The 23920-nt window shown below is 63.6% G+C and carries 23 protein-coding genes; 14 read left to right on the top strand and 9 right to left on the bottom strand.

Annotated features, from left to right (window positions below; genetic code table 11):
* Positions 1 to 144 precede the first annotated feature (144 nt).
* The gene (locus tag ACVOLR_RS17390; RefSeq protein ID WP_481510496.1) at positions 145 to 837 is read right to left on the bottom strand and encodes a rhomboid family intramembrane serine protease; all 693 of its coding nucleotides are present in this window, start codon (positions 835 to 837) and stop codon (positions 145 to 147) included.
* A gap of 200 nt (positions 838 to 1037) precedes the next feature.
* Here ACVOLR_RS17390 and ACVOLR_RS17385 point away from each other — a divergent pair, with 200 nt between their 5' ends.
* Positions 1038 to 2378: an outer membrane protein transport protein gene (locus ACVOLR_RS17385; protein ID WP_481537555.1), complete on the top strand. Its 1341-nt coding sequence runs from the start codon at positions 1038 to 1040 to the stop codon at positions 2376 to 2378.
* 335 nt (positions 2379 to 2713) lie between these two features.
* On the opposite strand, the gene putA is transcribed toward ACVOLR_RS17385, so the two are convergent.
* A complete protein-coding gene (gene putA / locus ACVOLR_RS17380) occupies positions 2714 to 5932 on the bottom strand; it encodes a bifunctional proline dehydrogenase/L-glutamate gamma-semialdehyde dehydrogenase PutA (protein ID WP_481537554.1) in 3219 nt (1072 codons plus the stop codon).
* Between the two features lie 292 nt (positions 5933 to 6224).
* On the opposite strand from putA, the gene ACVOLR_RS17375 reads away from it, so the two are divergent.
* The 6 genes from ACVOLR_RS17375 to ACVOLR_RS17350 all read left to right on the top strand — a co-directional run bounded on the left by ACVOLR_RS17375 (position 6225) and on the right by ACVOLR_RS17350 (position 10958).
* Positions 6225 to 6698, top strand: a complete 474-nt coding sequence (locus ACVOLR_RS17375; protein ID WP_481537556.1) for a DUF2244 domain-containing protein — start codon at positions 6225 to 6227, stop codon at positions 6696 to 6698.
* Positions 6699 to 6715: 17 nt separating this feature from the next.
* On the top strand, positions 6716 to 7651 hold the full coding sequence (gene coxB, locus ACVOLR_RS17370; protein ID WP_481537553.1) for a cytochrome c oxidase subunit II: 936 nt from the start codon (positions 6716 to 6718) through the stop codon (positions 7649 to 7651).
* A gap of 62 nt (positions 7652 to 7713) precedes the next feature.
* Positions 7714 to 9324: a cytochrome c oxidase subunit I gene (ctaD, locus tag ACVOLR_RS17365; protein WP_481537552.1), complete on the top strand. Its 1611-nt coding sequence runs from the start codon at positions 7714 to 7716 to the stop codon at positions 9322 to 9324.
* 11 nt (positions 9325 to 9335) lie between these two features.
* Positions 9336 to 9473: a hypothetical protein gene (locus tag ACVOLR_RS17360; RefSeq protein WP_481537551.1), complete on the top strand. Its 138-nt coding sequence runs from the start codon at positions 9336 to 9338 to the stop codon at positions 9471 to 9473.
* Positions 9470 to 10060 (top strand): cytochrome c oxidase assembly protein, encoded by a 591-nt coding sequence (locus ACVOLR_RS17355; protein WP_481537550.1) that lies wholly within the window; start codon positions 9470 to 9472, stop codon positions 10058 to 10060. The genes ACVOLR_RS17360 and ACVOLR_RS17355 overlap by 4 nt, the downstream gene beginning before the upstream one ends.
* 22 nt (positions 10061 to 10082) lie before the next feature.
* Positions 10083 to 10958 (top strand): cytochrome c oxidase subunit 3, encoded by an 876-nt coding sequence (locus tag ACVOLR_RS17350; protein ID WP_481537549.1) that lies wholly within the window; start codon positions 10083 to 10085, stop codon positions 10956 to 10958.
* A 46-nt stretch (positions 10959 to 11004) separates the two neighbouring features.
* On the opposite strand, the gene ACVOLR_RS17345 is transcribed toward ACVOLR_RS17350, so the two are convergent.
* Entirely contained in the window at positions 11005 to 11223 is a 219-nt protein-coding gene (locus tag ACVOLR_RS17345) for a twin transmembrane helix small protein (RefSeq protein WP_312916472.1), read from the bottom strand.
* Positions 11224 to 11280: 57 nt separating this feature from the next.
* On the opposite strand from ACVOLR_RS17345, the gene ACVOLR_RS17340 reads away from it, so the two are divergent.
* The 4 genes from ACVOLR_RS17340 (at position 11281) to cyoE (ending at position 14890) form a co-directional block, all read left to right on the top strand.
* Positions 11281 to 12015 carry an SURF1 family protein gene (locus tag ACVOLR_RS17340; protein ID WP_481537548.1) on the top strand — a complete coding sequence of 245 codons (735 nt, stop codon included), beginning with the start codon at positions 11281 to 11283 and terminating at the stop codon, positions 12013 to 12015.
* A 228-nt stretch (positions 12016 to 12243) separates the two neighbouring features.
* Positions 12244 to 12819: a hypothetical protein gene (locus ACVOLR_RS17335; protein ID WP_481537547.1), complete on the top strand. Its 576-nt coding sequence runs from the start codon at positions 12244 to 12246 to the stop codon at positions 12817 to 12819.
* 10 nt (positions 12820 to 12829) lie between these two features.
* Positions 12830 to 13993 (top strand): COX15/CtaA family protein, encoded by a 1164-nt coding sequence (locus ACVOLR_RS17330; protein ID WP_481537546.1) that lies wholly within the window; start codon positions 12830 to 12832, stop codon positions 13991 to 13993.
* 3 nt (positions 13994 to 13996) lie between these two features.
* Positions 13997 to 14890 (top strand): heme o synthase, encoded by an 894-nt coding sequence (cyoE, locus tag ACVOLR_RS17325; protein WP_481537545.1) that lies wholly within the window; start codon positions 13997 to 13999, stop codon positions 14888 to 14890.
* A 198-nt stretch (positions 14891 to 15088) separates the two neighbouring features.
* Here the strand turns inward: cyoE and ACVOLR_RS17320 are convergent, their stop codons facing one another.
* The 6 genes from ACVOLR_RS17320 to rpsU all read right to left on the bottom strand — a co-directional run bounded on the left by ACVOLR_RS17320 (position 15089) and on the right by rpsU (position 20658).
* Positions 15089 to 16075, bottom strand: coding sequence for a bile acid:sodium symporter family protein (locus tag ACVOLR_RS17320; protein ID WP_481537544.1), 987 nt, complete (start codon positions 16073 to 16075; stop codon positions 15089 to 15091).
* A gap of 18 nt (positions 16076 to 16093) precedes the next feature.
* Entirely contained in the window at positions 16094 to 16585 is a 492-nt protein-coding gene (locus ACVOLR_RS17315) for a protein tyrosine phosphatase family protein (RefSeq protein ID WP_481537543.1), read from the bottom strand.
* Between the two features lie 20 nt (positions 16586 to 16605).
* Positions 16606 to 18342, bottom strand: coding sequence for a DNA primase (dnaG, locus tag ACVOLR_RS17310; RefSeq protein ID WP_481537542.1), 1737 nt, complete (start codon positions 18340 to 18342; stop codon positions 16606 to 16608).
* Positions 18343 to 18659: 317 nt separating this feature from the next.
* Entirely contained in the window at positions 18660 to 19562 is a 903-nt protein-coding gene (locus tag ACVOLR_RS17305) for a YihY/virulence factor BrkB family protein (RefSeq protein ID WP_481537541.1), read from the bottom strand.
* A gap of 289 nt (positions 19563 to 19851) precedes the next feature.
* Complete coding sequence (locus ACVOLR_RS17300) at positions 19852 to 20298, bottom strand: GatB/YqeY domain-containing protein (protein ID WP_481517900.1); 447 nt, start codon at positions 20296 to 20298, stop codon at positions 19852 to 19854.
* Between the two features lie 144 nt (positions 20299 to 20442).
* Complete coding sequence (gene rpsU / locus ACVOLR_RS17295) at positions 20443 to 20658, bottom strand: 30S ribosomal protein S21 (protein WP_002808376.1); 216 nt, start codon at positions 20656 to 20658, stop codon at positions 20443 to 20445.
* A gap of 126 nt (positions 20659 to 20784) precedes the next feature.
* Here rpsU and tsaD point away from each other — a divergent pair, with 126 nt between their 5' ends.
* From tsaD to ACVOLR_RS17280, 3 genes are all read left to right on the top strand, one after another.
* Entirely contained in the window at positions 20785 to 21816 is a 1032-nt protein-coding gene (tsaD, locus tag ACVOLR_RS17290) for a tRNA (adenosine(37)-N6)-threonylcarbamoyltransferase complex transferase subunit TsaD (RefSeq protein ID WP_481532434.1), read from the top strand.
* An 82-nt stretch (positions 21817 to 21898) separates the two neighbouring features.
* Positions 21899 to 22258 carry a dihydroneopterin aldolase gene (gene folB, locus ACVOLR_RS17285; protein ID WP_481537540.1) on the top strand — a complete coding sequence of 120 codons (360 nt, stop codon included), beginning with the start codon at positions 21899 to 21901 and terminating at the stop codon, positions 22256 to 22258.
* A 116-nt stretch (positions 22259 to 22374) separates the two neighbouring features.
* Complete coding sequence (locus ACVOLR_RS17280) at positions 22375 to 23628, top strand: mechanosensitive ion channel family protein (protein WP_481537539.1); 1254 nt, start codon at positions 22375 to 22377, stop codon at positions 23626 to 23628.
* The last annotated feature ends 292 nt before the right edge of the window (positions 23629 to 23920 follow it).

Raw genomic sequence — 23920 nt, 5'->3', positions numbered from 1 at the left:
TGGGGGGTCACGGGGTCTTCTGGGGGCGCTGGTTGGAGGGGCGCCCGCGGCTAAGCCGTTATACATGAAACGGCAGACAAGCGGGTGATCTGAGGGGGCACCGGCTTCGCGGCTGACGCCGCTCCCACAAAAAAACAGGCAGGGCTAGAAGCCCTTGCGCTTGCGCAGACGCCGGGCAATCGCCGCACGCACATACAACCCGTAAGCCACACCAAACAAAAAGCCGGCCACATGCGCCGACCAGGCCACCATGCCGAAGCTGGGGCCGATATAGGCGAAGACGACCTGCAAAGCTGCCCACACGCCGATCAACAGAAAGGCCGGCGCACGCACGAATTCCAGGAACAAACCCAGGGGCAGCACCACGCCCAGCTTGGCGCGTGGGAACAGGGTCAGGTACGTGCCCATCAAGGCCGACACCGCGCCACTGGCACCGATGATGGTGCGCTCGGGCGAGCCGATCACGTACAGCGCAGCGAGGTTGGCGATGGCGCCGCCGAACAGGAACAGCAACAGCAGGCGCCACGGCCCCAGCACCCGCTCGGCGGGCAGGCCGAAGATCAGCAGGAACACCAGGTTGCCGAGCAGATGCGACCAGTCGGCGTGCAGGAACAGGGCGGTGAACAACCTTAATACGCTGCCGTCGCGCAAAGCTGCCCACCAGTCATGGCCACTGCCCAGGCCGGTGGCCAGCGCGCCCCAGTCCAACCACAGCGAACGCCGCGCCTCATCTGGCCGCGAGATTGACCACAGGAAGGCTGCCAGCAAGGTCAGGCACAGCAAGGGCACTGCCCAGCGCAGGCCTGACTTATTTCTGGAAGGAATGGAGACGAACATGAGTGCGGAAGCCTAACCCGGGACCGCCCGGGGCGGGCTGGGAATATGTCTTACGTCGTTATTGTTTAGTTAACGAGCGTGGGTGATACTGCATACGGCGTCGTATGTCGGGAGGGGACTCCGGCGCACTGTCAAGTAGCTTGCTGCTTGGGAGTGCAGGCGCAAAACGACCATTACCGTTTACGGAGAGAGCTTCCACTATGACCGCTTCTGCTATTGCTCGCGTAACTGCCCTTGCCGTCGGTATTGCCGGCGCCCTGGCTTTCAGCCACGCCGATGCTGCTGCCTTCCAGCTGAAGGAAAACAGCGCCAAGGGCCTCGGCCGCGCTTTTGCCGGTTCCGGCAGCGCCAAGGGAGATGCATCCATCATCGCCGTCAACCCGGCCGGCATGCGCCAGCTGGACGGCATGCAGATCCAGGGTGACCTGAGTGCCATCAGCTTCTCGGCTGAATTCAAGGGCAGCGGCCGCACCCCGGTTGGTACCCCGCAGACCGGCAGTGACGGCGGCGATGCAGGCATGATCGCGCCGGTTCCGGCTGCCTATTTCCATATGCCGATCGGCGAGCAGGCCCACTTCGGTGTGTCGCTGACCGCGCCGTTCGGTTTCAAGACCGAATACGACAAGGGCTGGGTCGGCCGTTACAGCGGCTTGAAGACCGATCTGAAGGCTGTCGATCTGGGCTTTGCAGCGTCCTATGACGTCAATCCGTACGTGTCCTTCGGCGCTTCGGTGTTCGTTGAGCACCTGACCATCGAGCTGAGCAACAACATCGACTTCGGCACCGCGTTGGCTCAGAGCCGCGTGCCGGGCTTCGCACCAGGCAATGCCGACGGCAAGCTGACCGTGGAAGGCGACAACAATGCGGTGGGTTGGACCGTTGGTGGCTTGTTCAGCCCCGATGAGAACACCCATATCGGTATCAGCTATCGCTCCAAGGTCGAGCACAAGGTCACCGGCGGCAAGGCTACGTTTGACGTACCGCCCAACGCCGCTGCGATTCTGGCAGTAGCCCAGCCGGGCCGCTTCACCAGCACCTCGGGCAAGGCCACGCTGACCCTGCCGGCTTCGGCCACCTTGAGCGTGACCCACAACGTCAACGACCGCTGGACCGTGATGGGTGATGTCACCCGCACTGCCTGGTCGACCGCGTTCGACCAGGTCACCATCGACTACGCCTCGGCGCAGCCGGACTCGGTGCTGGAGTTCGGTTACCGCGACACGACCTTCGTTTCGCTGGGTACCGACTTCAAGTTGAGCGACACCGTCACCCTGCGCGGTGGTATCGCACTGGACCAGACCCCGACCACGAACGCTCATCGCGATGTGCGCGTGCCGGATACCAGCCGTAAGTGGCTGTCGCTGGGCGTGGGTTGGACCCCGTCGGAAAACATCGAGTACAACTTCGGTTACACCCACCTGTTCACCAGCGATCCGGACGTGAAGATCGCCGGTACCACCAACAACCAGGGCAACTCGCTGACCGGTAAGTACAAGGTCCGCGGCGACGTTCTGGCTGCCTCGATCAACTACAAGTTCTGATCGAACCGTAGCTGATGCATGCAGAAAGCCCCGCGCAAGCGGGGCTTTTTGTTTGTGTGTTGCCTTGTAGGAGCGGCGTGAGCCGCGAAGCTGGCGTCATCGAAACCACCGGCATATCTGCAATTTGGCCGAGCATCTGCTTCGCGGCTTACGCCGCTCCCACAGTTCCTGCGGTGTTGGTGCATTGCCGGGAACGCCTCTGCCGAGCATGGCTCGGCACTACCGCTCCCTCCCTTTCGCGCAGCGAAGGGGAGGGTTGGGGAGGGGTAGGTTTTGGCAGTGCAAAGAAAAACCCCGCTTGCGCGGGGTTTTTCCTGATCACGACACTACTGGGATCAATCGCCCAGGGTCAGCAGCGAGGCGTTGCCGCCTGCAGCAGTGGTGTTCACCGTTACCGTCTTTTCGGTGGCGAAGCGCAGCAGGTAGTGCGGGCCGCCGGCCTTGGGGCCGGTGCCGGACAGGCCCTGGCCGCCGAACGGCTGTACGCCGACCACCGCACCAATCTGGTTGCGGTTGACGTAGACGTTGCCGACGTTGACGCGCGCTGCAATGCGATCAACGGTTTCGTCGATGCGCGAATGCACGCCCAGGGTCAGGCCGTAGCCGGTGGCGTTGATCTGGTCGATCACCGCATCCAGCTGATCGGCCTTCCAGCGGATCACGTGCAGCACCGGCCCGAAGATTTCCTTGTGCAGCTGGTTCAGGTCCTTCAGCTCGTACGCACGCGGGGCGAAGAAGGTGCCGTGCGCGGCCGCATCGGACAGCGGTGCGGCGGCGATCAGGCGCGCTTCGGCGTCCATGCGCACGGCGTGGTCCTTGAGGATCTGCAGCGCGTCGGCGTCGATGACCGGGCCGACGTCGGTGGACAGTTCACCCGGATCGGCGACCTTCAGTTCGGCCATCGCGCCGGACAGCATGCCCATCACCTTGTCGGCGATGTCATCCTGCACGAACAGCACGCGCGCTGCCGAGCAACGCTGGCCGGCGGAGGTGAAGGCCGAACCGATCGCATCCTTGACCAGCTGTTCCGGCAGCGCCGAGGAGTCGGCGATGAAGGCATTCTGGCCGCCGGTCTCGGCGATCAGCACGCCGATGGCGGCATCGCGTGCAGCCATGGCGCGGTTGATGGCGCGGGCGGTCTCGGTGGAGCCGGTGAAGGCCACGCCGGCCACGCGCGGATCGGCGGTCAGCGCGGCACCGACGGTGGCACCGTCGCCCGGCAGGAACTGCAGCACGCCTTCCGGCACGCCAGCGTCCAGCAGCAGCTTCACTGCGTAATAGCCGATCAGGTTGGTCTGCTCGGCCGGCTTGGCGATGACGCTGTTGCCGGCGGCCAGGGCGGCGCTGATCTGGCCGAGGAAGATCGCCAGCGGGAAGTTCCACGGGCTGATGCAGACGAAGACGCCACGGCCGTGCAGCTGCAGCTCGTTGCTTTCGCCGGTCGGGCTGGGCAGCTTCTCGGCAGTGCCGAACTGCTCGCGTGCCTGCTTGGCGTAGTAGCGCAGGAAGTCCACCGCTTCGCGTACTTCGGCGACGCCGTCGGGCAGGCTCTTGCCGGCTTCCTTCACGCACAGCGCCATGAACTCGGCGATGCGCGCTTCCAGCTGGTCGGCGGCATGCTCAAGGATGGCAGCACGGCTGGCAGCCGGGGTACGGTTCCAGGCCGGCTGTGCGGCGACGGCATTGGCCAGCGCCTTCTGCACGGTGGCGCTGTCAGCGGCCTGCCAGTGACCGATGACCTGACGGTTGTCGGCCGGGTTGATCACCGGCTGCGACGGCGCGCCAGGCGCAACACCCTGCACCAGTGGCGTCGCCTGCCAAGGCTTGATGGCGGCGTTGAGCTGCTCGGCCAGGGCGCGCAGTTCGTTGTCGTTGGCGAGGTTGATGCCCATGGAATTGGTCCTGTCGTGGTTCTGGCTGCGCAGCAAATCAACCGGCAGCGGGATCTTGGGGTGCGGAATGGAAGCGAACGAAGACACGGCTTCGACCGGATCGCGGATCAGGTCGTCGATCGACACGTCTTCATCGGTGATGCGGTTGACGAAGCTGGAGTTGGCGCCGTTTTCCAGCAGGCGACGCACCAGGTAGGGCAGCAGGTCTTCGTGCGAGCCCACCGGTGCGTACACGCGGCAGGGCACGTTCAGACGGTCAGCCGGAATCACCTCGGCATACAGGTCATCGCCCATGCCGTGCAGCTTCTGGTGTTCGTACACGCCGCCCTTGGCGATCTGCTTGATCGTGGCGATGGTGGCCGCGTTGTGGGTGGCGAACATCGGGTAGATCGCATCGGCATGGCCAAACAAACGCTTGGCGCAGGCGATGTAGGACACGTCGGTGTTCTGCTTGCGGGTGAACACCGGGTAGGCGGGCAGGCCTTCGATCTGCGCACGCTTGATTTCCGCATCCCAGTACGCGCCCTTGACCAGACGCACCTGCAGCTTGTGGCCGATGCGACGGGCCAGGTCAGCGAGGTAATCAATCGTGTACGGCGTGCGCTTCTGGTAGGACTGCACGACGATGCCGAAGCCCGCCCAGCCCTTCAGCGACGGATGGCTGACCACGCGCTCGATGATGTCCAGCGACAGTTCCAGGCGATCGGTTTCCTCGGCGTCGACGGTGCAGCCGATGCCGTAGGACTTGGCCAGCTGCGCCAGTTCCAGCACGCCCGGGACAAGGTCATTCAATACGCGCTCGCGCTTGGCGTGCTCGTAGCGCGGGTACAGCGCCGACAGCTTGATCGAGATGCCGTGCGACTTGGTGACGTCGCCATCGGCCTTGCCGCCGCGGGCGATGTTGTCGCTGCCGATGGCGTGGATGGCGCGACGGTAGTCTTCCAGGTAGCGCAGCGCGTCCTTCATGGTCAGCGCGCCTTCGCCGAGCATGTCGAAGGAGTAGCGGTAGTTGCTGTTGTCGCCCTTGTGCGAACGCGACAGCGCCTCGTCGATGGTGCGGCCCATGACGAACTGGTGGCCCATGATCTTCATTGCCTGACGCACGGCCAGGCGGATCACCGGCTCGCCAACGCGGCCGATCAGACGCTTGAACGCGCCATGCACGTCGCGCTTGGTGGCATCGGCCAGGTCAACCAGGTGACCGGTCAGCATCAGGCCCCAGGTCGAGGCATTGACCAGCACCGAATCGGACTGGCCCATGTGGCGCTTCCAGTCGGCTTCGCCCAGCTTGTCGCGGATCAGCTTGTCGGCGGTTTCCTGGTCCGGAATGCGCAGCAGGGCTTCGGCCACGCACATCAGCAGCACGCCTTCCTCGCTGCCTAGGTCGTACTGGCGCATGAACGCTTCGATCGCGCCCTGGTTCTTGGCACGGGCGCGCACGCGGCGCACCAGGTCGGCGGCGGTAGCCTGTACCTGTGCCTGCTCGGCGGCCGGTAGGCGCGCCTGTTCCAGCAGTTCGCGCACGTGGCTGGCCTCGTCCTTGAGCCATGCATCGGTGATGGCCTGGCGCAGCGCGGGCGGCGCCGGTGGCAGCTCAGGCGTCAGCAGCGGCGGGGCCGGCGACGTAGGGGAGGCGACATCAGGGGAAGGTGTTGCGTTCATGCGCTCGGCCACAGTTGGATTCGGCCATTTTAATCTTCGGTGGCGGATTTCCTAGCCCCCTGCGGGCATCTGTTTGCAGCGTGAAAGCACTGGCCTGCAGGCGATTTCGCAATATTCAGCTAGCTGATTCTAATTGTGCCAATTCCGGCATTTAAATCGACGTGCTTGGACGATATGGGCACAGTTTTGATGTGCACTGCAGCATTGATGACGATGATGAATGGAAGCTTGCCGGGCGTGTGCGGGCAGGGCTACCATCGAACTCGATTTCCGCGGTATGGACGCGGCTGCGATGATCCAGGTGCTTCGGCAAGATTCCGATGGCTCAGGGACGCAGTTGTTACTGCACCCCCCACGGGCACTCAGTGCTCGGCAGTTCGTCCAGTTGTTTGCGGCGTTGGCAGGAGTGATGGTGTTCGCGGCCGGCCTGGCATGGCTGTCCGGGAACCTACTGGCCCCTGTCTTCGCGTTGTTGCATGGCTTCCTGGTAGCCGCTGCCCTGCGCGCGTGTTGGCGCAGCAGCAATCGCCGGGAAGAGATCCGGGTAGGACCGGACTGTGTGGAAGTGATTCCCGCAGCCGGAGTTTCGCCGGTATTCCGCGCACACCCGTATTGGGTGCGGGTGGTGACCGGGAAGGAACGGGTCCTGCTGGTTTCCAGCGGCAAGTGGGTGGAAGTGGGGAGTTTCCTCGCGCCCGTGGAACGTCGGGAACTTGCGGTGACACTTGAAGGCTTGCTCGCAGCCAGCAATGGCAGCAACCGATGACGTCAAGGGTCTAGGCAATGAAGCAAAGCAGCGTGTGGGGCGCGAAGTTGAAACACGGTTTGGCAGCGGCAGCGGTGATGCTGTCGGCGCAGGCAGCATGGGCGCAATCGGCCGATCCCAAGGAATGGCAGCTCAATATGGGCAAGGGCGTCACCCATACCTCGCGTATGGCGTGGGACGCACATATGGTGGCGTTGTGGGTGTGTACCGTCATCGGCGTGCTGGTGTTCGGCGCGATGGCCTACGCGATGTTCAAGTTCCGCAGGTCCAAGGGTGCGGTGGCCAAGCAGTTCAGCCACAACACCAAGGCGGAAATCATCTGGACCGTCATTCCCATCATCATCCTGGTGGTGATGGCCTGGCCGGCCACGGCCAAGCTGATCGCGATGTACGACACCCGCGATTCCGAGATGACGGTGAAGGTCACCGGCTATCAATGGATGTGGAAGTACGAATACCTCGGTGAAGATGTGGTCTTCACCAGCCGCCTGGACCGCAAGTCCGACGAAGTGCGGCAGAGCGGCAGCGTGCCGACCATGGCCAGCGATCCGCATTACCTGCTCGACGTGGACAACCCGCTGGTGCTGCCGGTGGATACCAAGGTCCGTTTCGTCATCACCTCCGACGACGTGATCCACGCGTGGTGGGTGCCAGCACTTGGTTGGAAGCAGGACGCCGTGCCGGGCTTCATCAACGAACGCTGGACCAATATCGAAACCGAGGGCGTGTACCGCGGCCAATGCGCGGAACTGTGCGGCAAGGACCATGGTTTCATGCCGATCGTGGTCAAGGCCGTGTCCAAGGACGAGTTCAAGTCCTGGCTGGCCTCGCGCAAGCCGAAGCCTGCTGCACCGGTAGAGGCCGCACCTGCTGCCGAGCCGGCACCTGCAGCTGCTCCCGAAGCAACTCAAGCTATCGCTACACCCGCCGCGCCTGCGGCGGCCGGTGCCTGATACCACTGCGTGCCGGTGCTGCCGGCGCGATGCCTGAAAACGCATAACGAGGTGTAGTTGCAATGGCGAATACCGCAGTGGACCACTCCGATCACCACGGGCACCAACAGGGCTTCTTCGAGCGCTGGTTCTTCTCCACCAATCACAAAGACATCGGCACGCTCTACCTGCTTTTCAGCTTCACTATGTTCATCATCGGCGCGGCGATGAGCGTGGTGATCCGGCTGGAGCTGGCGCAACCCGGCCTGCAGTTCGTCAAGCCGGAATTCTTCAACCAGATGACCACCGTGCATGCACTGGTGATGATCTTCGGTGGTGTGATGCCGGCCTTCGTCGGCCTCGCCAACTGGATGATCCCGCTGCAGATCGGCGCGCCGGATATGGCGCTGCCGCGCATGAACAACTGGTCGTTCTGGCTGCTGCCGGTTGCCTTCAGCATGCTGCTGGTGACGCTGTTCCTGCCCGGCGGTGCGCCGGCCGGTGGCTGGACCCTGTATCCGCCGCTGTCCTTGCAGGGTGGCTACAACGTCGCCTTCAGCGTGTTCGCCATCCACGTGGCCGGTGTCAGCTCGATCATGGGCGCGATCAATATCATCGCCACCGTGCTCAATATGCGCGCACCGGGCATCGACCTGTTGAAGATGCCGATCTTCTGCTGGACGTGGCTGATCACCGCCTTCCTGCTGATCGCGGTGATGCCGGTATTGGCCGGCGCGGTGACCATGCTGCTGACCGACAAGTTCTTCGGCACCAGCTTCTTCAATGCCGCCGGTGGCGGTGACCCGGTGATGTTCCAGCACATCTTCTGGTTCTTCGGGCACCCCGAGGTCTACATCATGATCCTGCCGGCGTTCGGCGTGGTCAGCGAGATCCTGCCGACCTTCAGTCGCAAGCCGCTGTTCGGCTACCAGGCGATGGTCTACGCCACTGCCGCCATCGCCTTCCTGTCGTTCATCGTGTGGGCGCACCATATGTTCACGGTGGGCATGCCACTGGGTGGCGAGATCTACTTCATGTTCGCCACGATGCTGATCTCGATCCCGACCGGGGTGAAGGTGTTCAACTGGGTCAGCACGATGTGGGAGGGCTCGCTGACGTTTGAAACGCCGATGCTGTTCTCCATCGCCTTCGTCATCCTGTTCACCATCGGCGGTTTCTCCGGCCTGATGCTGGCGATCGTGCCGGCCGACTACCAGTACCACGACACCTATTTCGTGGTGGCGCATTTCCACTACGTGCTGGTGACCGGCGCGGTGTTGGCGCTGATTGCCGCGGTGTACTACTGGTGGCCGAAGTGGACTGGCCGCATGTACAACGAGTTCTGGGGCAAGTTTCACTTCTGGTGGACGATGGTGTTCGTCAACCTGCTGTTCTTCCCGCAGCACTTCCTCGGCCTGGCTGGCATGCCGCGGCGTATTCCGGACTACAACCCGGTGTTCGCCGACTGGAACCTGATCAGCTCGATCGGCGCATTCGGCATGTTCGCCACCCCGTTCATGATGGCGGCGATCCTGCTGGCCTCGCTACGCAACGGCAAACGTGCCGAAGCACGCGCCTGGGAAAGTGCTCGTGGCCTGGAGTGGACCATTCCGTCACCTGCGCCTGCGCACACCTTCACCGTGCCGCCGGTGATCAAACCGGGTGATCTGGCGCATGACGACGTGACGCACTGAGGAGGCTGGCAATGAACAGCAACGAACACTTCCAGGCTGAAGAACTGGCCCTGCGCAGGCGCCGCTCGCGGCGCACCGCATTGGTCGTTGGCTTGATCGCGGTTGCGGTCTATGTCGGCTTCATCCTGTCCGGGGTGCTGGCGAGTTGAACGCGCCAGCGCCCGCACCCAAGCCCAACGCTGGCCTCGGCCGGCTGATCGGCGTGGCCTTCGCGGTGTTCGTACTGACCTTCTCGCTGGTGCCGCTGTATCGCATCGCCTGCGAAAAAGTGTTCGGCGTGCGGCTGGAGCGCGGTGCCACCACCCACGAAACCAGTGCCCATGCTGCCAACAGCAAGCGCACCGTGCGTGTGGAGTTCGACGGCGGCGTCAATTCCAAACTGCCGTGGGCCTTCCACCCGGAAAAGCTGACGATGGATGTGGTGCCGGGCGAGTTGAACGAAGCCCTGTACTTCGCCCGCAATGACAGCGACCGCGCGATGGTTGGCAGCGCGGTGCCGTCGGTGGCGCCTGCTCGTGCATCGGGCTTCTTCAACAAGACCGAATGTTTCTGCTTCACCGCGCAGACCCTGCAGGCCGGTGAGAAGCGCGACATGCCGGTACGTTTCATCGTCGACCCGGATCTGCCGGCCGACGTCAAAACGATCACCTTGTCCTACACCTTCTACAAGAATGATGCGCTGACCGAACGCCTGGCCCCGGCAACTGCCGCGGCCGCCGCACACGCAGCTCCCTGATCACGGACCCGGAAGCAACGCCATGGCCCATAGCCCTCCTGATGCCAATGCCTACTTCGTGCCAAGCAGCAGTAAATGGCCGTTTGTAGGATCGATCGCGATGCTGGTGATGATGGTCGGGGTAGCCAGTTGGCTCAACGACGCCAGCTGGGGCCGCTTGGCCTTCTTCATCGGCGTGGCGATGATGGTGTTCACCTTGTTCCTGTGGTTTGGCGATGTGATCCGCGAATCGGTGGGTGGCAACTACAACCGCCAGGTCGATGGCTCATTCCGGATGGGGATGATCTGGTTCATCTTCTCCGAGGTGATGTTCTTCGCCGCTTTCTTCGGCGCGCTGTTCTACACCCGCAACATGGGCCTGCCCTGGCTCGGTGGTGAAGGCCATGGCGTGCTCACCAACGAAATCCTGTGGGATGGTTATTCCGCCGCATGGCCGACCAATGGCCCGGCCGATATCGGTGGCGCCTTCCAGACCATCCCGGCCTGGGGCCTGCCGCTGCTCAATACGCTGATCCTGCTGACCTCGGGCATCACCCTGACCATCGCCCATCACGCACTGAAGGCGGGCAACCGCAAGCAGCTGCTGATCTGGCTGGGCGCGACGGTGGTGCTGGGCTGCGTGTTCCTGTTCTTCCAGGCTGAGGAATACATCCACGCCTACAAGGAATTGAACCTGACCCTGGGATCGGGCATCTACGGTTCCACATTCTTCATGCTGACCGGCTTCCACGGCGCACACGTGCTGCTGGGAACGATCATGCTGCTGGTGATGTGGTTCCGCTCGGCCAAGGGCCACTTCACCCGCGACAACCATTTCGGCTTTGAAGCGGCCGCGTGGTACTGGCACTTCGTCGACGTGGTGTGGCTGATGCTGTTCCTGTTTGTCTACGTGCTGTAACGCTGGCCGGCGGCCGCACTGCATGGCAGTGCGGCTGTTGCGATGTTCAGCCGCCAACACCGTGCGGCTTGATCCAACCCGTATAGATGCCCAAGGCAACCAGCAGAATCAGTACCACTGACAGCGCGATACGCCGCGTCAACGCATTGACCGTCCGTTTGGTCTGGCCGCGATCGATCATCAGGTAATAGAGGCCGGCTCCAAGATTCCAGACGATGACGATCAAGAACGCGATCACCAACAGGGTCTTCAACGAATCATTCATGCGTGGCTCGTTCAGTGGGAAGGCAGTGCTATATCACCTGCTTGGCGGCAGCTTGTCATGACGCGACAGCACACGGCGATTTTTGGTTGGCTGTTGGCAGTGCTGGTGGCGGTCGTGTTCTGCGCCTTGGGCGGCTGGCAGCTGCAGCGCATGCACCAGAAAGAAGCCCTGCTGGCGCAATTGCCGCCCAGTCGCGACGCCGCGCTCAGCCTTGCCCAGGCAGCGGCCGCGCCGGACTCCCTGCATTGGGTGCGCGACCAGCTGCAGTTCCTGCCCGGCAGCGTGTTGTTGGACAACCAGCTGCGTGAGGGCAGGGCTGGCATCAAGGTCTACCAGCCTGCGCGCGCTGCCGATGGAATCGTCGTACTGGTCGATCTGGGCTGGCTGCCCTTGCCTGCCGACCGCAGCATGCCGGTGATCAGCGCGCAGCAGGGCACGCAGGCACTGCAGGGGTTGTGGGCGCCTGCGCCGGCAACCGGTATCGCCTTGGGCCCTGCGCTGACGGCTGCCACGCAACCGCAGACGTGGTTGGCGACACGCATTGACCTGCCGGCGATTGCTGCGCAGCTCGGGCTTGGCGCTGGTGCGTTGGCGCCGAAGGTGTTGCGACTGGATCCGGCCTTGCCGTTGGGCTATGCGCGTGATCTGGACCTGCTGCCCAATACCTTGCCGCCTTCGCGGCATCTTGGTTACGCGGTGCAGTGGTTCGCGATGGCTTTGGCGGTGTTGTTGATTGCGTTGGTGTTGCAGTTCAAGAGGCGGCGTAAGTCGGGAGTTGGGAATGAGGGTTAGGTTGGAGTCAGGTCAAAGCCAAAGCCAAAGCCAAAGCCAAAGCTCCCCTCATCCCAACCCTTCTCCCGCAGGCGGGAGAAGGGCTAAAACCAGTGCCAGCGCCAGAGCCAGCGCCAGCGCCAGAGCCAGAGCCAGAGCCAGAGCCAGTGCCAGAGCCAGTGCCAGAGCCAGTGCCAGCTTTTGCTCCAACCAATCCACTCCCCATTCCAGCGCTGGAAGACCCCAACCATGAACGCACTCACCCCCGACCAGCTCGCCACCCGCAACCGCGGTCGCCGGGTATTGCTGCTGATCTTCGCCATGTTCTTCGGCTCGATGGCGCTGGCCGGCATCCTGCGCTTCTCCGGTTGGACGCCGCAGATCAACCGCCATCACGGTGAGCTGTTGCAGCCGGCGCTGGACCTGCGCAGCGAGCAGCTGCATCTGGCCAACGGCCAGGCCTACGAGTGGAATCCCGGCGAGCGCCATTGGCGCATCCTGCTGGCACCGGCTGCTGACTGCGCGCCGGCCTGCGTCACTTTGTCGCAGCAGTTGGACAAGGTGTGGCAGTTGTTTGGGCATAACGCGGATAATGTCGAGATATTGTGGCTGGGTACGCCGCCTGAGCAGGTGGCTGCGACGCCGGCACTGAAGGTGCTGCAGCCCCAGCCTGCGTTCCGGGGCAAGCTGCCGGGGGTTGATGACCCGGCCGGTATCCCGGTGTATGTGATTGATCCCAATGGCTTTGTGGTATTCCGTTATGCGCCGGGTTTTGAACCGGGTGGATTGCGGGCTGATCTATCCAAGCTGTTGAAACTGATGTGAGTTCCGTTCGATGAATGCCACTGCGCGTCCGGCGCTGTACCGCAATTTCCACCGACTGGCGTGGTTCGCACTGATCATGACGGCGAGCACGATCATGTTCGGCTCGTTCGTGCGCCTGTCCGATGCCGGCCTGAGCTGCCCGGATTGGCCCACCTGTTATGGCCGTGTCACCTGGCCGCAGACGCAGATGGAAGCGGCCCAACACGTGGCCAGCGAGATCCGTCCGCTGGAAACCCATAAGGCCTGGCGCGAGCAGGTGCACCGTTTCCTGGCCGGCCTGCTCGGCGTGGAAGTGCTTGTGCTGGCGCTGCTGGCGGCACGCCGGCGCAAGCGCGGCATCGCCCAGATCATCACCGCTTCGGCGCTGGTGGCCTTGGCCATCCCCTTATATATGCGCGGCGAACACGTCGCAGCGAGTGTGCTGGCGATCGCCGGTGAAGCGATCCTGCTGCTGGCGGCATTGCGCTGGTCCAACATCGATCTGGCGCGCGCTGCGGTGCTGACGCTGATGGTGGTGATCTTCCAGGCCTTGCTGGGCATGTGGACGGTGACCTGGTTGCTCAAGCCCATCGTGGTGATGGGCCATCTGCTTGGCGGCATGCTGATGTTCAGCATGCTGGCATGGATGGCCTGGAGGGCCACCAACCTGCCGATCACCCTGGCCGAGGAGCCGCGCCTGCGCTGGTGGCTGCGTGGTGCGGTGGCGCTGGTGGTGCTGCAGATCGCGCTTGGCGGCTGGGTCAGTGCCAACTACGCGGCGCTGGCCTGCGGCGGCGGCAGCGTGTCCTTGGACAACTTCCCGCGCTGCGTCAGCCAATGGTGGCCGCAGCAGAATTACACGGAAGGCTTCACCTTGTGGCGTGGCATCGGTGTGGATTACGAAGGCGGCGTGCTGGATGGTGCCTCGCGTATCGCCATCCAGATGGCACACCGGATGATGGCGGTGCTGGTGGCCTTGTATCTATTGGTTTTGTCGGTACGCATGTTCCGTTTACCGGGCATGCGCGGTTGGGCAACCACACTGATCGCGTTGGTGCTGTTGCAGGTCACGCTGGGCGTGCTCAATGTCAAGCTGGCGCTGCCGCTGGTGGTGGCCGTGATGCATAGCGGCGGTGCGGTTGCCCTGTTGTTTGCATTGGTCACGCTGCTGGCGCGGCTGCGCGCTCCGGAGTGAATGATGCGTACAACATGGCGTGATTACTGGGACCTGACCAAACCGAAGGTGGTGGCACTGATTGTGTTCACCGCCCTGGTCGGCATGTGCCTGGCCATCCCGGGCCTGCCGACCACCACCCAGGTGGTGACTGGCCTGCTCGGCTTCCTTGGTATCTGGCTGTCGGCCTCGGCCGCAGCGGCGATCAACCAGCTGCTGGATGCGCAGATCGATGCGCAGATGGCGCGTACCTCATGGCGGCCCTTGGTGGTCGGCAAGGTCTCGCCGCGGCAGGTGCTGGTGTTTGCTGGTGCGCTGACCGCGCTGTCGATGACCATCCTGGTGCTGTGGGTGAACGTGATCACCGCAGTGCTGACCTTCGCCTCGCTGATTGGCTACGCGGTGATCTACACCGTCTACCTGAAGCGGGCGACCTCGCAGAACATCGTCATCGGCGGCCTGGCTGGCGCCACACCGCCGTTGCTGGGCTGGGCGGCGATCACCGGTATGCAGGGCAGCTCGGATTGGGCCTACGCCTCGTTGCTGGTGCTGATCATCTTCATCTGGACCCCGCCGCACTTCTGGGCGCTGGCGATCTTCCGCCGCGTCGACTACGCCAAGGCCGAGATCCCGATGCTGCCGGTGACCCACGGCGTGCCGCATACGCGCAAGCAGATCCTGGCGTATTCGGTGGTGCTGGCGGTGGTGACGCTGCTGCCGGTGGCGATCGACATGAGCGGCATGTTCTACCTGGGCGGCGCAACGGTGTTGAACATCGTGTTCCTCTGGTACGCGTGGAAGATGCAGAACCCGCCGGATGAAATGTTCAACATGAAGATGTTCGGCTATTCCATCGTGTACCTGATGGCGCTGTTCGCCTTCCTGCTGATCGACCACTGGCTGCTGCCCTGGTTGTGATCCAGCAATGAAAAGGCCGGCGAAAGCCGGCCTTTTCCATTCAAACAACAGCAAGTGCGATTGTGGGAGCGGCGTAAGCCGCGAAGCTGAGAATGCACCCGACACCCACGAATTCCGCAACCAAACATTCTATGGTTGCAGATCCAGCCGCAACCGGAAGCACCATCAGCTTCGCGGCTTACACCGCTCCCACAACGATCAAGAGCCCGCCGTGTTGGCGTTCTGCTTCGCATACCGCTGCGCCACCATCGAGCAGACGATCAGCTGGATCTGGTGGTAAATCATGATTGGCAGCACGATCGCGCCGAGGCTGCCGCCGGCAAACAGCACCTTGGCGATCGGCACGCCGGTAGCCAGGCTCTTCTTCGAGCCGCAGAACATGATGGTGATCTGGTCGGCGCGGTTGAAGCCCAGCCGCCGCGCCAGCCAGGTGATGCCTGGCATGGCAATCGCCAGCAACACCACAGCCACCAGAGCGGCAGCCAGCAAGGAGAGTGGCGGGGTCTTGCTCCACAGGCCTTCGCTGACCGATTCACCGAAGGCGGCGTAGACCACCAGCAGCACCGTACCCTGGTCGGTGTAACGCAGCAGGCCGCGGCGCTTTTCGATCCAGCCACCAATCCACGGCCGCAGCAGATGGCCGAGCACGAACGGGACCAGCAGCTGCAGCATGATCGCGCCCACCGCATGCAGCGGGTTGGCCATGCCGCCTTGCGAGCCTGCAAGCACCGTCATCAGCAACGGGGTCAGGAACACGCCGAGGATGCTGGACAGCGAAGCCGCGCACACTGCTGCCGGCACGTTGCCGCCGGCAATCGAGGTAAAGGCAATCGAGGACTGCACGGTCGATGGCAGGGCGCACAGGAACAGCACGCCGATGTAGAGCTCGGGTGTCAGTGCCCAGCCAGCCAGCGGCTTCATCGCCAATCCCAGCAACGGGAACAGCACGAAGGTGCAGGCCAGGATGGTGATGTGCAGGCGCCAGTGCAGCAGGCCGGCGACGATGGACTCACGCGGCAGGCGCGCGCCGTGCAGGAAGAACAGCGCGGCGATAGCGATATCAGTGAAGTGGTCAAAGCCCCTGGCTGCGCTGCCAGTGAGCGGTAGCACGCTGGCAAGGACGACAGTAGCGAGCAGGGCGAGGGTGAAGTTGTCCGGTCGCAGTCGCGACCACCAGCGGGTCATGTCGGCAATGCCTCCTGATCAGGGTGTGGATGTTTCCAGAGCAGCGCGTGCAGCGGGCTCGAGTGACGTCATGCCGGCGTCACGGCCGAACTTGAGGGCGTCGTCCACCGATGCGCCATTGATGCGTGCGTCGATCAACGACAGCAATGCGCCTGCGCGGTTGGAGGAGGCGCAATGCAGCAGCGTCTTGCCGCCGTCCTGCTTGAGCAGGCGGTCCAGCGTGCGCGCGTTGGCGACGGTGATGTCGCCGGCACCGGCGATCGGCAGGCGCACATAGCGCAGGCCGAGTTGTCCGGCCAAGGCGGCCTCGTCATAGCCGCGATCTTCATCGGGCTTGCGTAGATCGATGACCGTGGTGACGCCATTGGCGGCGGCATCGCGCAGCTGTTGCGCGCTCGGCTGGCCGGCGGTGATCAGGTCTGGGCGCGGCTGGCGCAGCGTTGCATCGCCAGCGAAGGCGTTGGCAGCGAGCAGCAGTGAGAGGAGCAGTGACAGGCGATAGATGTACATGCAGTGCTCCGTTACAGATGTCAGAGACGCAGGCTGGCGCGGGCCTTGAGCAGCTCGCGCAGTTCGTATTTGTCGGTGTCGTCCAGACCTTGCTGGCGCTGCTTGGCCTGCAGTTCGTCCAGACGCTGGGTCAGCAGTTGTTTCTCCAACTGCAGCACGGCGTCCTGCAGTTCCTGTGCCCACATCGCTTCATCGCCTGGCAGCGCCTGCGCGGCCAGCTTGTGCAATGCTGCCTGTTCTTCGCGCTCGTTGAAGTGTTCGAGCAGGGCGCCGGTGCTGATGTCCGGGCGCTGCTGCACCAGGTTCAGCAACTCGACCAGCAGTTCGATGCCGGGCAGGCGCAGGCCGCCAATGGCGTGGTGGCCTTCCAGGCTCATCGCCAGTGAAGGCTGCTGCAACAGGATGGCAATCGCCGCACGCACCAGGCTGCGCTTCTGTGCAGGCACGGCGTTGTTGCGCATCGGTGGTCGCGCCACGGGCGCTGCGGCGGTACTGGTGCTGCCTATGCCGGTCAGGCGCGCCAGTTCCTGCTTCATCAGGTCGCCGAAGGCACCATCGGGAATCTGCGCCAGCATTGGTTTGGCGCGTTCGGCCAATCGCGCCTTGCCATCGAGTGTGCCGAGGTTGATCTCACGGCTGAGTTCGTCGAAGAAGAACTGCGACAGCGGCGTGCCCTGCTTGAGCCGTGCATCGAAGGCATCGGCGCCTTCCTTGCGCACGATGGTGTCCGGGTCCTCGCCATCGGGCAGGAACAGGAAGAAGGCCTGGCGGCCATCCTTCATGCGCGGCAGCACCGACTCCAGTGCGCGCCAACCGGCGCGGCGACCGGCGGCATCACCGTCGAAGCAGAAGTACACATCCGGCGCGTTGCGGAACAGCAGCTCGGCATGATCGGGCGTGGTCGCCGTGCCCAGCGTCGCCACCGCCTGGGTGACGCCAAACTGGAACAGGCTGACCACGTCCATATAGCCTTCAACCACGATCAGGCGTTCGATCTTCTGGTTGGCCTGACGCACCTGCCACAGGCCGTACAGTTCGCGGCCCTTGTGGAACAGCGCGGTTTCCGGTGAGTTGAGGTACTTGGGGCCGTCGTCCTTTTCCATGACGCGGCCGCCGAAGGCGATGACGCGGCCGCGGCGGTCGAAGATCGGGAACATCACCCGGTCGCGGAACTTGTCGTAGACGTGGCCGCGGTCGTTCTTGGAGAACAGGCCGACGCGTTCGAGCAGCTTCATGCGCCGCTCGTCCTTGCCCAGTGCGTCCTTCAGCGCGCTATAGCCATCCGGCGCATAGCCGATGGAGAAGCGTGCGCGGGTATCGGCATCGACGCCGCGACCATCGAGATAGGCGCGGGCCTTGTCGTTGCCCTCCAGCTGCTTCTGGAAGAAGCGGGTGGCGGCATCCAGTGCCGAGTACTGGTCGCGGCTGTCGTCCTGCTGCTGCGGCGTGCGCGCATTGGTTTCGCGCGGGATCTCCATGCCCACGCGCTTGGCCAGCTCATCCACCGCATCGAGGAACTCGAGGCGGTCGTAATTCATCAGGAAGCTGATCGCGGTGCCGTGCGCGCCGCAACCGAAGCAGTGATAGAACTGCTTGGTCGGCGAGACCGTGAACGAAGCCGAGCGCTCGTCATGGAACGGGCAGCGCGATGCGTATTCCTTGCCCTGGCGCTTGAGCGGCACACGTGAGCCCACCACTTCGACGATGTCGGTGCGGGCCAGCAGGTCGTCAATGAACGCGTCGGGAAGTCGGGCCATGCGGCAAATCGATAGCGCCGCCGGTTGGCGGAGCGCGATGAGAGGGGGAAGGGGAGTGTACTAGGCTGGGCTGGTGCTGGCTGGCTGTTGGGCTTGATGGTTTTCAGTCAACGGCGAAGAGCTACCCCTCCCCGGCCCGTCCGGCCCGAAGGCATAGCCTTCGATCGTTCATCAGGTCGCGCGGCAGTGCCGCGCAAGCAGACCTTCTTCACCCCCTTGCCTCCGGCAAAGGGAGGGAGCGAAGCCGCCCCTTCCCTTTCGCGCAGCGAAGGGGAGGGCTGGGGAGGGGGGCTTTGGCTCCAGCTTTTGCTCTGCCGTCAGTCCAAAGCCCCAGCATCAACTTCAGCGGCAGCCTCCACCTTCCGCCGCGCATACGCCCGCTCATCAATCACCGCGGTAATCAGCGCGCCAGCGAAGAACACCACGCTGGCGTAGTAAATCCACACCAGCATGATCACCAGCGTACCCATCGAGCCGTAAGCGCTGCCCGGTGCAGCGTTGGCGATATACAGGCCAATCGCATAGCGGCCGAGGGTGAACAGCACGGCGGTGATGGCGCCACCGAGAAAGGCCTGGCGCCAGGCAACTGGTCTGTCCGGCAGGTAGTGGTAGAGGAAGGCGAAGCCCAGCGCATACAGGGCAAGTGTGGTTGTGTAGCCCAGCGCCGGCAGGGCGGAGGGCAGGTGCGAGAAGATCACCTGCAGCGCGGTGGTGGCGACCATCGACACGATCAGCAGGAAGCCCAGCGCCAGCACCACGCCGGCGGAAAACACCCGCTTCTTCAGCCAGCCGAAGATGCCTTCGAAACGCTTGGAATCGGTACGGAAGATCAGGTTCAGCGCCGCCTGCAGCTGGGCGAATACCACGGTGGCACCGACAAACAGCAGGATCAGGCTCCAGATCCCGGCGAACGAGCCCAGATCCGGTTGTGCGCTGGCATTGGTGATCACCGTGCGTGCGACTTCGGCCACGCTGGGGCCAGCCAGTGAACCGATCTGCTCGATCAGGGTCTGCTGGGCGGGCGGGTAGAGCGAGGCGGTCAGCCACAGCAGCAGGACCAGCAGTGGCGCCAGCGACAGCAAGGTGTAGAAGGCCAGCGAGGCTGCCTGGGTCATCACGTCGGCTTCGACGAAGCGGCGGGCGAGGGCGGCCGGCAAGCTTTGCTGGAGCAGCTCCAGCCGGGATTTGAACGAATGCAGGGTGGGGCGGGTTGCGGGCATCAGATGGATCGCGTGAAGGCAGGGGTCTGTTCTAGCAAAGGCGGGCTTCGGAACGGGTGAATGGGTGCCCGTAGTGCCGAGCCATGCTCGGCAGGGGCTTTCCCGGTAATGCCCGAAAATGTAGGAGCGGCGTAAGCCGCGAAGCCACAGATTCATCAGATTGCAGGCCGGTCGGTGATTCCAGTACTGCCAGCTTCGCGGCTGACGCCGCTCCCACAAAAAGGCAGAAGATCAGAAACAACAAAGCCCGCACGCGGCGGGCCTTGTCGCACAACCTTGGCAGCTGGGATCAGCCGGCCAGGGCCTGCTTGACCAGCTTGGACACCAGGCCCATGTCGGCCTGGCCAGCCAGCTTGGGCTTGAGCACGCCCATCAGCTTGCCGATGTCGGCAGCGCTGCTGGCGCCGGTCTCGGCCTTGGCAGCGTCAATCGCGGCCTGGATCTCGGCTTCGCCCATCTTGGCCGGCACATAGCGCTCGATCACCACGATCTCCTCGCGCTCGATCACGGCCAGGTCTTCACGGTTGGCGGCTTCGAACTGGGTGACCGAGTCTTTGCGCTGCTTGATCATCTTGTCCAGCACGGCAATCACGTCGGCGTCGGTCAGCTCGATGCGCTCGTCGACTTCGCGTTGCTTGATGGCGGCGTTGATCAGGCGGATCACGCTCAGCGAGTGCTTGTCGCCGCTCTTCATGGCGGCCTTCATGTCTTCGAACAGCTGTTGCTTCAGGCTCATGGAGCACCTCTTCGGGTCAGGAATATGGGGCAGTGACGTCAGCGTTGCTGGCGTCTGGAACGCAAAAAGCCGGCTACGCTTGCGCGTGCCGGCTTTCACTCCAGTACGGAAGGCCGGAGCCCCCCGTTCAGGAGTCGCGTACGATCAGTACAGGCGCTGACGCTTGGTGACGTCGCGCGAGGAACGACGCAGCTGGCGCTTCACGGCTGCAGCAGCCTTGCGCTTGCGTTCCTGGGTCGGCTTTTCGTAAAACTCGCGCTTGCGGGTTTCGGCCAGCACGCCGGCCTTTTCGCAAGTGCGCTTGAAGCGGCGAAGAGCAAACTCAAAGGGTTCGTTCTCGCGGACTTTAACGCTGGGCATGGAATCTCCGGGGACTCTGTAGAAAAACCGGGACACACCCGGTGAGCCGCGCATTATAGTCCCTTTGCGCAGACGTGCAACCCCTGCGATTTGGCGGGGGCGCCAGAGAGGTCCACAATACGCTTTATGAAAGTACTTGGCATTGAATCATCCTGCGATGAGACGGGCGTAGCCGTCTACGACACCTCACTCTCCGGGGCGGCTGCGCTGCGTGCGCACGCCGTCTACAGCCAGATCGCGCTGCATGCTGAATACGGCGGCGTGGTGCCGGAACTGGCTAGCCGCGACCACGTGCGCAAGACCCTGCCGCTGATCCGGCAGACCCTGGACGAGGCCGGCATCGCCATCTCCGAGATCGAGGGCGTGGCCTATACCGCTGGCCCCGGCCTGGTTGGTGCGCTGCTGGTCGGTGCCGGCGTGGCCCGCTCGCTGGCCTGGGGCCTGGATGTGCCTGCCATCGGCGTACACCATATGGAAGGCCACCTGCTGGCACCACTGATGGAAGACGACCCGCCGGAAGCGCCGTTCGTCGCCTTGCTGGTCTCCGGTGGCCACACCCAGCTGATCGCGGTGGATGCCATCGGCAAATACCGCCTGCTCGGCGAGACCCTCGATGATGCCGCCGGTGAGGCCTTCGACAAGACCGCCAAGATGATGGGTCTGCCGTACCCGGGCGGGCCGCAACTGGCCAAGCTGGCCGAGATCGGCACCCCGGGCCGCTACAAGTTCACCCGCCCGATGACCGACCGGCCGGGGCTGGACTTCAGCTTCTCCGGTTTGAAGACCCAGGTGCTGATGGCCTGGCGCGACAGCGACCAGACCGAGCAGACCCGTGCCGACATCGCCCGTGGCTTCGAGGATGCGGTGGTCGACACGCTGGTGATCAAGTGTGGCCGTGCGCTGGATGCGGCCGGTTGCGACGTGTTGGTGGTGGCCGGTGGTGTTGGCGCCAACAAGCGCCTGCGCGCCAAGCTGCAGGAGAATGCCCAGCGTCGCGGCGGCCGGGTCTGCTTCCCGCGCCCGGAACTGTGCACCGACAATGGCGCGATGATCGCCTTCGCTGGCGCCCTGCGCCTGCAGGCCGGCCAGCACGGCCCGGCCGAGATCAAGGTGACGCCGCGCTGGGACATGGCGTTACTGCCGCCCTTGCAGGGCTGACCAGCAGGCCTGCCGTGCTCGTCCACGGCAGGCTCAGTCTGCTGCCGTTACCATGTCGTATTCATCCAATACGACAGATGCAATGGACAAGGTATTCATCGAAGGGCTCGAAATCGACGCCCTGATCGGCATCTACGACTGGGAACGGCGCATCCGCCAGACCCTGGTGTTCGATCTGGAAATGGGCTTCGACAACCGCAAGCCCGCCGCCAGCGACGACATCGTCGACACGCTGAACTACAAGGCGGTCAGCAAGCGCCTGATGGAATTCGTGCGCGCCTCCGACTTCGGACTGGTGGAAACGCTGGCCGAGCGCTGCGCGCAGATCGTGCTGGACGAATTCAACGTGCAATGGCTGCGACTGAAGCTGAGCAAGCCCGGCGCGGTACGCGGTGCGCGTGCGGTTGGCGTGATCATCGAGCGTAGCAGCGCTGAGGCTTGAGCCTGTTGTAATCCAGTCGCGCGCATTGCTGTGCGCGGCCTGAGCTATGCCTGTCCGATCAAGCAATGCGGTTGGACAGGATGTTTCTGCAATACAAGTAAAAGGAAAAATGCGCGATGGCGGTAATGGGAATTCGTTGGTTGGATCAGCTGGAGAACATGCTGGCGCCGTATCCGATGGCCTACCCGGCAGTGGTGTTGGCGGGATTGCTGCTGGTGGCATGGCTGGCCAACTTCGTCACCAAGCGCGTCCTGCTGCGTGGTCTGCGTTCGATGATCGAACGCTTCTCCGGCCCCAATCACAACGCCAGGCAGCCGCTGCGGGTGATCGCGCGTTTGTCCAATATCGTGCCGTCGGTGGTGCTTGCCGCTGGCTTGAGCATCGTGCCGGAGCTGCCCCCGGGTCTGGTCAACGGCCTTAAAGCGCTATGCCATGCGTGGACGGTGCTGACCATTGCGATGGCGGTGTCGCATGCACTTGACGCCTTCAACGATTTCTACGAGCGCCGCGCCGATGCGCGCAACAAGCCGATCAAGGGCTACCTGCAGGTCGTCAAAATTGTAGTGTTCGTGTTTGCCGGCCTGTCGATCGTGGCGATCCTGGTCGGCGTGGAACTGTTGCATCTGGTCACCGGTCTGGGTGCGGCCACGGCAGTGTTCATGCTGATCTTCCAGGACACCATCCTGTCGCTGGTGGCCAGTGTGCAGATCAGCGGCGATGGCCGCGTGCGCATCGGCGACTGGATCGAGATGCCCAGCCAGAACGCCGACGGCGACGTAATCGACATCGCCCTGCACACTGTCACCGTGCAGAACTGGGACAAGACCGTCACCACCATCCCGACCAAGAAGCTGGTCACCGAGTCGTTCAAGAACTGGCGTGGCATGCAGGAGGCGGGCGGACGCCGGATCAAGCGTTCGATCTACCTGGACCAGCACAGCGTGCGCTTCCTCGATGCCGGTGGATTGGAGCGACTGGGCCAGATCGCGCTGCTCGATGATTATCTGGCGGGCAAGCAGCAGGAACTGCAGCAGTGGAATGCGCAGGTGGCACAGGCGCATCCGGAACCGGTCAACTCGCGTCGGCTGACCAACCTGGGTACGTTCCGCGCCTACGTGGAGCTGTATCTGCGGCACAACCCGGGCATCCATCAGGACATGACCCTGCTGGTGCGGCAGATGGCGCCGACTCCGCAGGGCCTGCCGCTGGAAATCTACTGCTTCACTTCCTCGACCGCCTGGGCCAAGTACGAAGCCATCCAATCGGACATGTTCGACCACCTGCTGGCGATGCTGCCAGAGTTCGGCCTGCATGTATTCCAGGAATCCAGCGATGCGATGCTGATGACCGCCCGTGAGCAGCGCGCCTGACGCACATGTAGTGCCGAGCCATGCTCGGCAGATGTTGCTCATGTAGTGCCGAGCCATGCTCGGCAGGGGGCATTCCCAGCGAAGCGCTGCCCTCACCCCAACCCCCGCTCCGCGCCCCGGCCCTTGCGCTGGCGCAAGGGCGTTCGATGGGCAGCGAACCTGTGGTTCGCACCCTGCCCCTCTCACCCCGCAAGCGGGAGAGGGGCTTTGAGCAAGACCTGGGCTCTGTAGTGCCGAGCCACGCTCGGCAAGGAGGCTCTACCGGTAATGCCCCTGCCGAGCATGGCTCGGC

The organism is Stenotrophomonas sp. STEN030 (genome assembly GCF_056759995.1).
Note: the sequence above shows the minus strand (reverse complement) of the source record. Positions and strands in the feature narration are given on the sequence as shown.